A 13,550-nucleotide genomic window follows, 5' to 3' on the forward strand; every position below is an offset into this window, starting at 1 on the left:
GCCGGCCGTCACGGACGGCGGGCGCCGTGGCCCGTGAAGCGCTCCACCGACCAGAGCGCGAACGCCACCAGCGTCAGGGCGCCGCCCATGACACTCACCCCGGTCCAGCCCCAGGCCGAGTGCACCGCCCCGGTCGCGGCGGACGCGGCGGCGCCGCCGAGGAAGACGGTGGTCATGTAGACGGAGTTGACGCGGGCCCGGGCGTCGGGCCGCAGCGCGTAGATGTCGCGCTGGCTGAGCACCTGGTGGCCCTGGACGGCGAAGTCCAGCAGCACCCCGGCGATCGCGAGCAGCACGAGGTTGCCGACCCCGAACCCGGCCAGGACCATCGCCACCAGACCGGTCAGGATCGCCACCGCCCGGCCGACGACCCCGCGCCCGGCGTCGCCCAGCCGCCCGGCGACGGGTGCGGAGGCCGCGCCCGCGGCACCCACCAGCGCGAAGACGGCGATGCCGTTCTGCGACATGTGGTGCCGGTCGGCGAGTTCGTACGCCACCGCCGTCCAGTACGCGGTGAACGCGCCGAACATGCTCGCCTGCGTCAGCGCCCGGCGCACCAGCACCGGTTCGCTGCGCACCAGCCCGGCCACCGAGGCGAGCAGGGCGCCGTAGCGGGCGCTGTGCTCGGGCTTGCGGACCGGCAGCACCTTCAGCAGCGCCAGCGAGGTGAGCAGCATGACGACGGCCGAGATGGCGTAGATGCTGCGCCAGCCCCACGCGGCGGCGGCGAAGCTGGCGACGGAACGGGCCAGCATGATGCCGAGCAGCAGCCCGCTCATCACCTGCCCGACCAGCCGTCCGCGCGACTCGGCGGGCGCGAGGTGCGCCGCGAGCGGCACCAGGATCTGCGCCACCACGGAGGTGACGCCGATCAGCACCGACACCGCGAGGAAGACCCAGAAGTCCGGGGAGAACGCGGCCACCGCGAGCGCGAGCGCGGTGACCAGCAGCGTGCGGGAGGCCAGCCGCCGGTTCTCCAGGAGGTCGCCGAGCGGTATGAGCAGGGCGAGGCCGAGGGCGTAGCCGATCTGGGTGGCGGTCACCACGATGGTCGCGGTGCCCTTGCTCACGCCGAAGGAGTGGCTGAGCAGGCCGAGCAGCGGCTGCGCGTAGTAGAGGTTCGCGACGCTGGCGCCGCACGCGAAGGCGAGGGTGATGATCACCCAGCGCAGTGCGCGGGCGGGCTCGTCGGGTGGGGCGGGGGCGCCGGCCGCGTCGGCCGGGCTCGCGGTGGTCAGGGCCACGGGCGGAACGGCTGACGCAGGGGCGGACGGGGACGGGCCGCTGGTCGTCATGCGGGGCTCTCCGGTGCTCGGGGGTGTCCGGCACCCCAGGCACCGGACGGCTTCTTACTGAACGCTACGTTCAGTTTGAGCAACGGCCCGCACCGGGCTATTCCCATCCGCCCCGATCCCGGCCATCGCCTGCCGCACGGTCCGCTCGGCGAACGCCTCGTCCAGCGGTTCGTGGCCGAACAGCAGCCGGAAGTACACCGGTCCGAAGATCAGGTCGATCGTCGCGGGGATGTCCAGGTCGGCCCGCAGTTCCCCGCGGCGCATGCCCTCCCGCAGGACCTCGGCGGTCACCGCGCGGCGCGGGGAGAGCCACTGCTCGCGGAGCGCCTGCGCGATCTCCGGGTCGGACTGGGCGTCCGCGGCCAGCGCGCGCATCAGCGGGCCGGCCGGGCTCCGCGTGAACAGCCGCACCGCGGCCACGGCGATGACCCGCAGGGACTCCTCGGCGGGGGCGTTCTCGGGGAGGGTCCACGAATCCGCTGCGCGGAGCATGAAGCCCTCCAGGGCGACCGCGCCGCGCGACGGCCACCACTTGTAGACGGTGGCCTTGCCGACGCCCGCGCGGGCGGCGATGGCCTCCATCGTGGCGGCCTTCAGCCCGCCTTCCATCATCAGGTCGCCGGCTGCCGCGAGGATCGCCGCCTTGCGTTTCTCGCTGCGCGGGCGCCCGCGTGTCGGGTGCCCCGTCGCTTCGTCCGTCTCCACGGTCCGCTCTCTTTGCTGAACGCTACGTTCTGAGCGTACGTCACTATGACCCCACGGTGCCGAGCACTCCCGGGCGCCCCCGTCCCCCCGCCGTGACGGTGCCCGTCCGCTCCCGGGTGCGGCCCGGTGACCGGTTGCCCGCGCAGTTCCCCGCGCCCCTTCGGTTCCCCGCCGTGACGGTGCCCGTCCGCTCCCGAGTGCGGCCCGGTGACCGGTTGCCCGCGCAGTTCCCCGCGCCCCTTCGGTTCCCCGCCGTGACGGTGCCCGTCCGCTCCCGGGTGCGGGCCGGTGGCCGGTTGCGCGCGCAGTTCCCCGCGCCCCTGGGTGGGTGCCCCTTGCGGTGCGTGCCTTCCTGCGGGTGCGTGGTGGCTGGGGGTACCGCCCAGGCGAAGCTCTGGGGGAGCGCAGTTCCCCGCGCCCCTTTTTTGGGTTGCTCGCCGTTGTCGGCTGTACGGTCCCTTCGCCCGGGTACGGGCCGGGGTGCGCTGCGAAGCAGCCGCACCCACCCCAGGGGCGCGGGGAACTGCGCGCACAACCACGACGTACCGGCAGGTGGATGCGGACCGCAAGAGGCACCCACCAAGGGGCGCGGGGAACTGCGCGACAAGCCACCACGCACCCGCGGGTGGACGCGGACCGCAAGGGGCACCCACCTCGGGGGCACCCGGGGGCGGGGGCCCGGGGGCGCCCGGGCGGGACGGGGGCCGTCAGAACCCGCGGGTGCGCTTCGCGGCGCGCCGGGGCGCGGAAGCCCCGGGCACGCGAAGCGCGAGCCTCGCGATCTCGTTCCCGAGGTTCACCCCGATCGCCAGAGCGAGCGCGAGGGCCGCCGCCTTCGTGAGCTGCCCGAGCGCGGCGGACTGATGCTGCTGCGTGAGCGCGAGCAGCCCGAAGTACGTCGCGGACCCGGGCAGCAGCGGCCCGATCGCCGCCGTCACGTACGGCAGCACCGACACGAACCGGTACCGCGCCATGAGCTGCCCGAAGAGCCCGACCAGCCCCGCGGCAGCGGCCGTGCACACCACCTGGTTGCCGCCCGCCCGCTGGTGCAGCACCCCGAAGACGGTCCAGGCGACGCCGCCGTTGAGCGTCGCGATCAGCAGCACCCTGCGCTCGCACTGGAGCAGCACCGCGAACGCGAGCGTGAGCACCATGGCCGCGGGCAACTGCACCCACGGCCGGTCGTACGCCCGCAGCGCCTGGTCCGGGTTGAGCCGCGCCCCGGAGTGCACCCCGACGTAGAGGACGAGCGTGACCCCTATGACGATGCCCACGATGAGGTAGACCACTTCGAGCAGGCGGGCGGAGGCGGTGATGTAGAACCCGGTCAGCCCGTCCTGCACGGCGGCGACCAGCGCCCGCCCCGGCAGCAGCGCGAACAGCCCGCCGGTGATCACCGCCGAGGACTGGAGGTTGGTCGCCCCCGGAATCCAGTGGCCGTAGTGCCCGACGAGCACGCCCATCGCGGCGGCGGGCATCGCGGCGACCGCGAACTGGTAGAACTCCGGCAGCCCCCGCGCTGCCAGCAGCCACGCCAGCCGGTCGCCGAGCATCGCCGCGAGCGCGGCCAGCACGAAGATCAGCGGCCCGCCGCCGACCAGCACGCTCGCCGCCCCCGCCAGCAGCCCGGCCGCCCCGGTGAGCACCCACGAGCTGTACGGGTGCCGGTTGCGGCGGATGTCGGCGAGCCGGCGGTACGCCTCCTCCAGCGTCACCTCGTGGGCGGTGATCCCGTCCACGAGGTGGAAGACGGCGGCCAGCCGGGTGTAGTCGGTGCCGCGGCGGCGCACCGTACGGCTCATCGTGTGCGGGGTCTCGGTCAGCGAGGGCTGGTAGGAGATGCCCAGCAGCGTGAAGGTGACCGTCGGCTCCACCCGCGCCAGCCCGTACGCGAAGGCCACGCCGAACATCGCCGCCTCGACGTCCTCCGCGCCCTCGCCGCCGGCGAGCAGCAGTTCCCCGATGCGCAGGGTGAGGTCGAGCACGCGCGGCACCGAGCCGCCGCCCCCGCCGGAGCCGCCCGACGAGCGGTCGCCGGGCGGCGCGGGCCGCTCGGTCGACGGCAGCCGCAGCATCGCCCGCATCCGGTCCTGCCACGGTCCGCCCTCGGGCGGCAGCACCACGGCGGGAACGCCGTCGGCGGGGGTCAGCGCGGCCCCGAGGTCGACGGTGCCGTCGTCCGGCGGACCGGACGACGGCACGGATGGCTGCTCCCCGCCCAAGGTGTCAGCGCTTCGTCGCGCGGTGCCGACCGCCGCGCGGGGCGGTGGCGGCGACCGTCTCGGCGCCCAGGTCCGCGGTCGCCAGGGCGCCGCCCTCGCCCCGCCCGGCGCCCGCCGCCGGAGCGGCGTCCGCGCCCTCCGCCGCGGACTTGCGGCGCGAGCGCAGGAACTCGATGCCCACCGGCACCACGGAGACGAGCACCACCAGGACGAGGATCGCCTCGATGTTGTCCCGGACGAACGCGATCTGTCCGAGCCAGTAGCCCAGGAGCGTGACGCCGGCGCCCCACAGGGTGCCGCCGATGATGTTGAAGGTCGCGAAGGTCCGGTAGTTCATCCGGCTGACGCCGGCCACGATCGGGGTGAAGGTCCGCACGATGGGCACGAAGCAGGCCATCACGATCGCCTTCGGCCCGTGCCGCTCGAAGAAGGCGTGCGCCTTCTCGATGTTCTCCATCTTGAACAGCCGGGACTCCGGCCGGGAGAAGAGCGAGGGCCCGACCTTGCGGCCGAACCAGTAGCCGGTCTGCTCCCCCGCCACCGCCGCCACCGCGATCAGCGCGGCCACCACGGCCAGCGGCTGGTGCAGGGTGCCGGACGCGACCAGCAGCCCGGTGGTGAACAGCAGCGAGTCACCGGGCAGGAAGAAGCCGATCAGCAGTCCGGACTCGGCGAACACGACCAGCAGCACGCCCCACAGGCCGTAGGTGTTGATCAGATGGTTCGGGTCGAGCCAGCTCGGTCCGAGCGCGAGGTTCATCACGACTCAAAAGTATCAATCCTGTGTTGGTACAAGCGTTCCGCTGGCTATGAGTAGTGCACTACGGTCTGCGCAGCGTCGACCACGCAACTTCGCAAGTCCGGGCAAGTCACGCAGGTCACACAGGTCACACCCGGCCCTCACCTGTGGAAATCCTGTGCCCGGAACCTCCTCCCACGTGCTCCGTCACCGCGACCGAACTACCTGGCGGCTCCCGTTATGACTCGCGCCATCACCCTGCACGAAGTTTCCAAGTACTACCCGAAGCAGCCGTCGCCGGCCGTGGACCGGTTCTCGCTGGACATCGCCCCCGGTGAGTTCCTGGTACTGCTCGGCCCCTCGGGCTGCGGAAAGTCCACGGTCCTGCGGATGATCGCCGGCCTGGAGGACATCACCACCGGCGAACTGCTGCTCGACGGCGAGTACTCCAACGACCTGGCGCCGGGCGACCGGAAGATGGCGATGGTCTTCCAGAACTTCGCCCTCTACCCGAGCATGACCAGCCGGGAGAACATCGGGTTCCCGCTGCGCTTCGAGATGCCCGGCGAGGAGCACGGGCCCCGGGTGGACGAGACCGCCCGCATCCTCGGGATCGAGGAGATCCTCGACCGCTACCCCGGGCAGCTTTCCGGCGGCGAGCGGCAGCGTGTCGCGATGGGCCGGGCGATCTCCCGGCACCCCTCGGTCTTCCTGATGGACGAGCCGCTGTCGAACCTCGACGCGAAGCTGCGGGCGCACCTGCGCGCGGAGATCGCACGCCTCACCCGCGGGATGGGCGTGACCACGGTGTACGTCACCCACGACCAGGCCGAGGCGATGTCGCTCGGGGACCGCGTGGCGATCATGCGCAGCGGGGTGCTCCAGCAGCTCAGCAGCCCGCGGGACGCGTACCACCTGCCGGAGAACGTGTTCGTGGCCGCGTTCGTCGGCACGCCGCGGATCAACCTGCTCCAGGCGACCGTGATCGCTCCGCTGAGCGGGGGGATGTGGATCGACTTCGGCCGCCAGCGGCTGGGGCTGCCGGAGCCGCTCGGCTACGACCACCAGATGCTCCGCATCCAGCAGGGCCGGCCGATCATCGTCGGGCTGCGGTCGGAGGCGGTGCGGATCGCGCAGCCGAGCCAGGCGCACGCGGGGGAGGTGGTGATCAGCGGGGTCGTCGAGCACGTGGAGTACCAGGGGCACGAGTCGCTGGTGCACCTCGACACCGGGTCGCGGCCGGCGATCGTGCCGGAGCTGGAGGCGCCGCGGCCGGCGCCCGCCGTGACGCGGGCCGGGAGCAGGCGGGCCGCGAGTGGTTCGGGGGGCGGGATCGGGAAGTTGGCGCAGAAGGCCGCGCGGCGGCTCCAGGCGTCGATTCCGGCGCGGGACGCGGCGGGTGCGGGTGGGGGTGCGGGTGGGGGTGCGGGTGGGGTGCCGCCGAGGCCCGGGCACGCGCCCGGGGCGGCGGTCATCGACCGGCCTCAGGCGTCGCCCGAGACCCGCACGGGGGATCTCGTGGTGCGCACCGGGCCGGACATCCAGGTACGGCGCGGGGACCGGGTGCCGCTTCTCGTCGACCTCGCGCACCTTTACGTCTTCGATCGCGACGGCAACCGGGTGTGTCCCGCTCCCACCCGGCAGCCCCTCCTGGAGTAGCCCTCCGGGGGTCCAGCCGCCCCCAGGGCACCCCTCCCCCCGGCGGCGCCCCGGCCCCCGCCCCCGGGGTGCCCCGGACCCCGCCCCCGGGTGCCCCATGCGGTCCGCGTCCACCCGCAGGTACGTCGTGGCTGAGCGCGCAGTTCCCCGCGCCCCTGGGGGATGCCCCTTGCGGTCCGCGTTCACCCGCGGGTGCGTGGTGGCTGAGCGCGCAGTTCCCCGCGCCCCTGGGGGGATGCCCCTTGCGGTCCGCGTTCACCCGCCCGTGCACTGTGGCTGAGCGCGCAGTTCCCCGCGCCCCTGAGGTGGGTGCGGCTGCTCCGCAGCGCACCCCGGCCCGTACCCGGGCGAAGGGACCGTACAGCCGACAACGGCGAGCAACCCAAAAAAGGGGCGCGGGGAACTGCGCGACCAACCGGCCACCGGCCCGCACCCGGGAGCGCGACGGGACCGCCACGGCGGGGAACCGAAGGGGCGCGGGGAACTGCGCGACCAGCCACCACGCACCCGCAGGAAGGCACCCACCGCAAGGGGCACCCACCCAGGGGCGCGGGGAACTGCGCGACCAACCGGCCACCGGCCCGCACCCGGCAACACGGCGGCACCCCCACGGCGGGGGGATGGGGGCACCCCAGGCCGCAGGGGGTCCCGGGTCGGGGGAGGGGGCACCCGGGGGGCGGGTGGACGTAAGAAGGGATTCATCGGGGGTTCACCGCGGCGCCCTAACGTCCACCCGGTGACAACGACCCGCGGCCATTGGTTCACCCCACGCCACAGGGGCGCCCCGGAACCGGCCCGCCCGCAGCAGAACCCCACCCCGCCTAAAACCCTTCCGTGGGAACCCGTCACCGTCGCGGACTGCCTCAGGGAGTGCGCCCGGATGTGCGGCACCCTCACCGCGTCCCGCGACGAGAACCGCCACCCCGAACTGACCCGGCGCCTGATCCACCTCCCCTCGCCGGACGAACTCGGCCAGGACACCCCGGCGGGCCCGGCCGTGACGGACGACCTGCTCGACGCCCTCCTGGAGGCCGGCGGGTCCGCGGTCCCGGCCGGCGACGCGGGCCGCCGCCTCGCGCGGACCGTGACGGAGACCGTGCTGCCGCTGCGTCCGGACTCCCGCCCGGCCTGGCGCCTGCGGGCCCGCGCGCTGGAGGCCGCGGGCGACACCGAGGGCGCGCTGGCGGCGTACGACCGCTGCGTGGCCCTCGCGGCCCACGACACCCACGCCCGCACCCGCGCGACCGCGCTGCGCACGGCCCTCCCGGAGGAACGCGCGCTCGCCGCGCTGCTCCCGGGCGCCGGCGTCCCGCCCCGCGGCCCCGGCACCGTACCGGCCCTGGAGGCGGCCGCGGTGCGGCACATCGAGGAGCACCTCGCCACCGCGGCGGCCGGCTCCCCCGCGCTGGCGGAGGTGATCGCCCTCTACGCCGACCAGCACCGCCACCGTCTGCGCGCCCCGATCGCGGACCCCACCTACGGCGGCACCGGCTGGCTCGACCTCGGCGGGCTCCGCAACCGGATCGCCGGCCGCTCGATCTGCCTGGTCGCCAACTCCGGCACGGTGAAGGACGGTTCGCTCGGCGCGCTGATCGACTCCTACGACGTGGTGGTCCGCTTCACCTCGTACGTGATCGATCCGGCCGCGACCGGCACCCGCACCGACATCCATGTCACCGGGCACCGGAAGGTCTTCAACTGGGACCGCCCGGTCACCACCCGCCTGGTCCTCGGCGACAGCGCCGCCGCGTGGCGCACCGACGTCCGCGCCCGCCTGGTGCCCGGCGCGCAGCGGTACGCCGGCGACGAGTCGCTGCGCGCCCCCGTACGGGACATCGGCCGCCTGGACGAGGGCCGTTGGCCGCACCCGCCGACCTGCTCCTTCGAGGCGATGTGGCTGCTCGACTTCCTCGACGTCAGCCCGCGCCTCGACCTGGTCGGCTTCGACTTCCACCGGACGCCGCCCTACCGCCTGCCGGGCGCGGCCCTGATACCCACCGCCTCCGACGAGGCGAACACCCGCCAGGAGGCATGGGTCATGGAACGTGCCCGGAACATCGCGGGACCGGTGGTCTCCCTGCGATGAGCACCCTGTCCTCCCGCTCCGACGCGGCCTGGGCCGCACCCGCCCCGCAGTCCGCCGCCGCCCTCACCGGCAAGCGGCGGATCGCCTTCGCCGCGTGGGCCGACGCCGGCCGGCTGCCCGGCCTGCTGGCGTTGCTGCGCAGCCTCGCCCTGACCAACCAGGCCGTGTGCGAGGACTTCCTCGTGCTCCACGACGGGCTGCCGGAAGGCACCGCCGAGCGTGTCGCCGCCTACCACCCGCGCGCCGAACTGCGCCGTGTGGAGCCGGAGTCGGCCGAGCGCCGCGCGTCGTACGCGCAGGCCGCCGGCGGCGCCGCCGAGCCGGGCGCGTACGGCGTGCTGGAGGCGTTCCGGCTGCGCGACCACGACACGGTGATCGTGCTGGACACCGCGCAGGTGGCCTGCGGCCCGCTCGGCCGGCTGCTGACGCTGCGCCGGGGCCTGGCGGCGGCACCGTACCGGCCCGGCGGGGACGCGCCCGGCACGCGGGTGCTGGTGGTGCAGCGCGAGCACCTGACCGACGCGTTCTGCGCGCGGCTGGACGCGGTGGCCCGGGACGGCGCCTACCCGCAGGAGCGGGCCGCGGCGGGCGTGCTGGCGGCGGCGCTGGACGCGCCGTACGAACCGCTCGACACCGACGGGGTGTTCGCCTCGGCGCACTCCGCCCCGAGCGCCGCCCCCGGGGAGCCCGACGGATGCGCGCCCGCCGACTTCCAGGCGCGGTTCATGGCGCTGTCCGGCCCCGCGCACCACGACCTGCTGGTGCACCTCGGCACCCCGCACGTGGCGAGGACCGGCGACGTGGGCTGCGCGCGCCGGGTCGCGGCCGCGCACATCGCCGCGGGCGAGTACCAGGACGCGGTCGACCTGCTCGGCTCGGTGCGCATACCGGTGGACGACGCGTGGCCGCACGAGGTCTACGGCCAGGCGCTGATGAGCGTCTCGCGCGACGAAGAGGCGCGGGCGCACCTGCGGTTGGCCACCGCCTCCCCCAACTGGGCGCCGCCCGCGTTCGCCAGGCTGGCGCAGATCGCCTGGGTGCGCGGGGACGACGACGGCGCGCGGCAGTCGGCCCTGGCCGGGCTGGACGCGGACCCGACGCACCGGCCGTGCCGGCAGATGCTGCTGCGCGCCGCCGTGCCCGACGGACCCGCCGACCCGGCCGGCGCTCCCGCCGTCGAACCGGCCGCAGCGCGCGAGCAGTTGGCGCACGTCGCGTTCTACATGCCGCGGCAGGGCAACGCTGGCGACAAGGTGCTGCCCGAGGCCGTACGGCTCGCCTTCGACCGCGACCCGGGTCCCCGCCGCTGGCACTCCGTGCACGCCCACCGGCTGTTCGACGAGGCCGCGTTGGAGCGGGTCAACTCCCGCCGCGGGCTGGTGATCGGCGGCGGCGGGCTCTTCCTGCCCGACACCATGCCCAACGGCAACAGCGCCTGGCAGTGGAACGTCCCCGACGACGTGCTGGCCCGTGTCGAGGTGCCCGTCGCGGTCTACGCGGTCGGCTTCAACCTCTTCGACGGCCAGTCGTACCGGCACGAGCGCTTCCGCACCGCGTTGCGGGCACTCGCCGAGAAGGCGGCCTTCTTCGGCCTGCGCAACCACGGGTCCATCGCGCAGGTGCGCCGGCTGCTGCCGCCGGAGCTGCACGGCAAGGTGCGCTTCCAGCCCTGTCCCACCACCGTCACCCGCCACCTGGTGCCCGGCTGGTCCGACCCCGTACGGCGCGACGACACCATCCTGCTCAACGCCGCCTACGACCGCGCGGGCCTGCGCTTCGGCCACGACTACGGCCACTTCCTCGCCGAACTCGCCTTCTCGGTGCGGGCGCTGGGCGCCCGTGCGGAGGTGCGGTGCGCGGCCCACACGGTGGAGGACGAGCGGATCGCCCACGACCTGCGGCGCGAGCACGGCGTGGCGCTGCCGGTCGTCCCGATGTACGACTTCGACACCGACGGCATCCGGGCCGCCTACGCCCGCACCAAGCTGGTCATCGGCATGCGCGGCCACGCCGGTATGGTCCCGTTCGGCTGCGGCACCCCGATCATCAGCCTCATCTCGCACCCGAAGATGGCGTACTTCCTCGCCGACATCGACCGTCCCGCCTGGGGTGTGTCCGTCCACGACCGCGACCTGTCCGCGCGCCTCACCGAGCGCGCGACGGCCCTGCTCGACGACCACGAAGCGGCCGTCGCCGACGTGCGCGAGCGCCAGGACATGCTGTGGCGGGTCACCCGGGAGAACGCGGAGGTCCTGCGCACCCTCGGCTTCTGAGCCCCGCTGACCGAGCCCCGCGAACCGGGACCACCCGCATCCCGGGACCGCCCGCATCCCGGGGCGCCCCCGCGGTGCGGGCGGCCCGCGCCCCGGTCGCACCGCGGGGGTGGACCGAACCGTCGCGGCGGGGGAGCGGGGGGCGCGGGACATAAGCTGAGCGGATGAGCGAAGCCACCGCCGGGGAGCGGATCGCCGAGGACTTCGGGGACATCGTCCGCCGCGAATCACGCGCCGTCGTCTACGGCGAACTCACCGCCGGCCTCGGCCCGGCCCTGGACGAGGCCACCTACCCCGTCCTGAGCGGCCTCGCCCGCGGCGGCCCCCGCAGCGCCGCCCGCCTCGGCCACGACATCGGCCTGGACCGCTCCGTCGTGAGCCGCCACGCCGACCGCCTCCAGGCGGCGGGCCTGCTCCGCCGCGAACCCGACCCCTCCGACCGCCGGGCGAGCCTGCTCGTGCTGACCGAGGAGGGCTCGCAGGTGGTGACCCGGATGCGCGCCCGCCTGGCCGAACGCTTCGACGCCTACCTCGCGCACTGGCCGCCCGCCGAGGCCGAGGCGTTCGCCCGCGCCCTGCACCGCTTCACCCAGGAGGCCCTGCTCCCGAGGGACTGCGGGGACACGCCGTAGGGCCGGTCCGGCCCCTGCCGGCACCGACGGGAGGACGTAACGTCGGGCGCGTACGGCGGTATGACGATCGGGCCGGTCGGCCCGGGCCGTCGCCGCCCCGCAGTCGGAAGGGCTTTCCGCATGTCGTTGCACAAGGGCTCGGGCGCGCCGCACGAGGTCTCCGTCAGTCCGTTCTTCCTGGGAGACGCCGACCCGGTCGGCGCCATGCAGACCGCCCCGCCCAAGCACCGGCTGCCGGACGGCCCGATGACGCCGGCCGCGGCGTACCAGCTCGTGCACGACGAGCTGATGCTCGACGGCAACTCCCGGCTCAACCTCGCCACCTTCGTCACCACCTGGATGGAGCCGCAGGCGAACGTGCTGATGGCGGAGTGCGTCGACAAGAACATGATCGACAAGGACGAGTACCCGCGCACCGCCGAACTGGAGCGGCGCTGCGTGGCGATGCTCGCCGACCTGTGGAACGCCCCCGACCCCGGCGCGGCCGTCGGCTGCTCGACCACCGGCTCCTCCGAGGCGTGCATGCTCGCCGGAATGGCGCTCAAGCGGCGCTGGGCCAAGCGCACCCCGGGCTACCCGGCCACCGCCCGGCCGAACCTGGTGATGGGCGCCAACGTCCAGGTCTGCTGGGAGAAGTTCTGCACGTTCTGGGAGGTCGAGCCGCGGCTGGCCCCGATGGACGGCGACCGGCTGCACCTGGACGCCGAGTCGGCGCTCGCCCTGTGCGACGAGAACACCATCGGGGTGGTGGCCGTGCTCGGCTCCACCTTCGACGGCTCCTACGAGCCCGTCGCCGAGATCTGCGCGGCCCTGGACGACTACGAGCAGCGCACCGGCGTCCACATCCCCGTGCACGTGGACGGCGCCTCCGGCGGCATGATCGCGCCGTTCCTCGACACGGACCTGGAGTGGGACTTCCGGCTCCCCCGGGTGGCCTCGATCAACACCTCGGGCCACAAGTACGGGCTGGTCTACCCCGGGGTCGGCTGGGCGCTGTGGCGCGACGCCGAGTCGCTGCCGGAGGAGCTGGTCTTCCGGGTGAACTACCTCGGCGGCGACATGCCCACCTTCGCGCTGAACTTCTCCCGCCCGGGCGCCCAGGTGGTCGCGCAGTACTACTCCTTCCTGCGGCTGGGCCACGACGGCTACCGCGCGGTGCAGCAGTCCTGCCGCGACGTCGCCACCGGCACCGCGCGGCGCTTCGAGGAACTGGAGGACTTCCGGCTGATCACCCGGGGGGACCAGCTCCCGGTGTTCGCGGTCACCACCACGCCCGACGTGACGGCGTACGACGTGTTCGACGTCTCGCGGCGGCTGCGCGAGCGCGGCTGGCTGGTCCCGGCGTACACCTACCCGGCCGACCGGCAGGACCTGGCGGTGCTGCGGGTGGTCTGCCGCAACGGCTTCTCCGCGGACCTGGCCGACCTGCTGATGGACGACGTGGCCGCGCTGCTGCCGGAACTGCGGCGCCAGCAGCACCCGTTGAACCGCCCCGAGTCGGTGGCCACCGCGTTCCACCACTGAGCCGGCCGCCCCCGTCTCCATCCCCGTTTCCGCATCCGCCTCCCCGCCTCCCCGTCTCCGCCGTCCCGGCGCTGCCGCGTGACCCCCGTATCCCCCACGTACCCCCCACACGAAAGGGACACCGCCATGGCTGACCACACGTACCGCGTCACCGAGATCGTCGGCACCTCGACCGAGGGCGTGGACGCCGCCGTCCGCAACGGCGTCTCGCGGGCCTCGCGCACCCTGCGCGGCCTGGACTGGTTCGAGATCACGCAGGTGCGCGGGCACATCGTCGACGGCGAGATCGAGCACTACCAGGTCGGCCTGAAGGTGGGCTTCCGCCTGGAGGACGCGGAGTAGCCGGCCCGCCGCGCCCCTCCCCGTCCGCGCGTCACCCCGGACGCCCCCGTACCGCGCCGCAGTGCGCCGTACG

9 protein-coding genes and 1 pseudogene are annotated in these 13,550 nt (G+C 74.4%); 6 read left to right on the forward strand and 4 right to left on the reverse strand.

Translation table 11 applies throughout. The features are described from left to right. Window positions 1-8: 8 nt before the first annotated feature. From RVR_RS14395 to RVR_RS14410, 4 genes and pseudogenes are all read right to left on the reverse strand, one after another. Window positions 9-1,244 (reverse strand): MFS transporter, encoded by a 1,236-nt coding sequence (locus RVR_RS14395; RefSeq protein WP_202234238.1) that lies wholly within the window; start codon window positions 1,242-1,244, stop codon window positions 9-11. Window positions 1,245-1,349: 105 nt separating this feature from the next. Beyond that, on the reverse strand, window positions 1,350-2,000 hold the full coding sequence (locus RVR_RS14400; protein WP_202234239.1) for a TetR/AcrR family transcriptional regulator: 651 nt from the start codon (window positions 1,998-2,000) through the stop codon (window positions 1,350-1,352). A gap of 707 nt (window positions 2,001-2,707) precedes the next feature. Further along, a pseudogene (locus RVR_RS14405) lies at window positions 2,708-4,273 on the reverse strand (threonine/serine exporter family protein); the annotation flags it as partial. Next, window positions 4,227-4,985 (reverse strand): DedA family protein, encoded by a 759-nt coding sequence (locus tag RVR_RS14410; protein ID WP_430393134.1) that lies wholly within the window; start codon window positions 4,983-4,985, stop codon window positions 4,227-4,229. The pseudogene RVR_RS14405 and the gene RVR_RS14410, both read right to left, overlap by 47 nt. Window positions 4,986-5,201: 216 nt before the next feature. On the opposite strand from RVR_RS14410, the gene RVR_RS14415 reads away from it, so the two are divergent. The 6 genes from RVR_RS14415 (at window position 5,202) to RVR_RS14440 (ending at window position 13,477) form a co-directional block, all read left to right on the forward strand. Continuing rightward, on the forward strand, window positions 5,202-6,620 hold the full coding sequence (locus tag RVR_RS14415; protein WP_202234240.1) for an ABC transporter ATP-binding protein: 1,419 nt from the start codon (window positions 5,202-5,204) through the stop codon (window positions 6,618-6,620). A gap of 880 nt (window positions 6,621-7,500) precedes the next feature. Continuing rightward, window positions 7,501-8,706, forward strand: coding sequence for a glycosyltransferase family 29 protein (locus RVR_RS14420; RefSeq protein WP_202234241.1), 1,206 nt, complete (start codon window positions 7,501-7,503; stop codon window positions 8,704-8,706). Next, window positions 8,703-10,979 carry a polysaccharide pyruvyl transferase family protein gene (locus tag RVR_RS14425; protein WP_202234242.1) on the forward strand — a complete coding sequence of 759 codons (2,277 nt, stop codon included), beginning with the start codon at window positions 8,703-8,705 and terminating at the stop codon, window positions 10,977-10,979. The genes RVR_RS14420 and RVR_RS14425 overlap by 4 nt, the downstream gene beginning before the upstream one ends. Before the next feature lie 164 nt (window positions 10,980-11,143). Then, complete coding sequence (locus RVR_RS14430) at window positions 11,144-11,611, forward strand: MarR family winged helix-turn-helix transcriptional regulator (protein ID WP_202234243.1); 468 nt, start codon at window positions 11,144-11,146, stop codon at window positions 11,609-11,611. 120 nt (window positions 11,612-11,731) lie between these two features. Continuing rightward, window positions 11,732-13,135 (forward strand): glutamate decarboxylase, encoded by a 1,404-nt coding sequence (gene gad / locus RVR_RS14435; protein ID WP_202234244.1) that lies wholly within the window; start codon window positions 11,732-11,734, stop codon window positions 13,133-13,135. Between the two features lie 126 nt (window positions 13,136-13,261). After that, window positions 13,262-13,477, forward strand: coding sequence for a dodecin (locus RVR_RS14440; protein WP_202234245.1), 216 nt, complete (start codon window positions 13,262-13,264; stop codon window positions 13,475-13,477). Window positions 13,478-13,550: the final 73 nt, after the last annotated feature.

The sequence above is a fragment of the Streptomyces sp. SN-593 genome (assembly GCF_016756395.1).
In the GTDB taxonomy this organism is placed as follows: Bacteria; Actinomycetota; Actinomycetes; order Streptomycetales; family Streptomycetaceae; genus Actinacidiphila; species Actinacidiphila reveromycinica.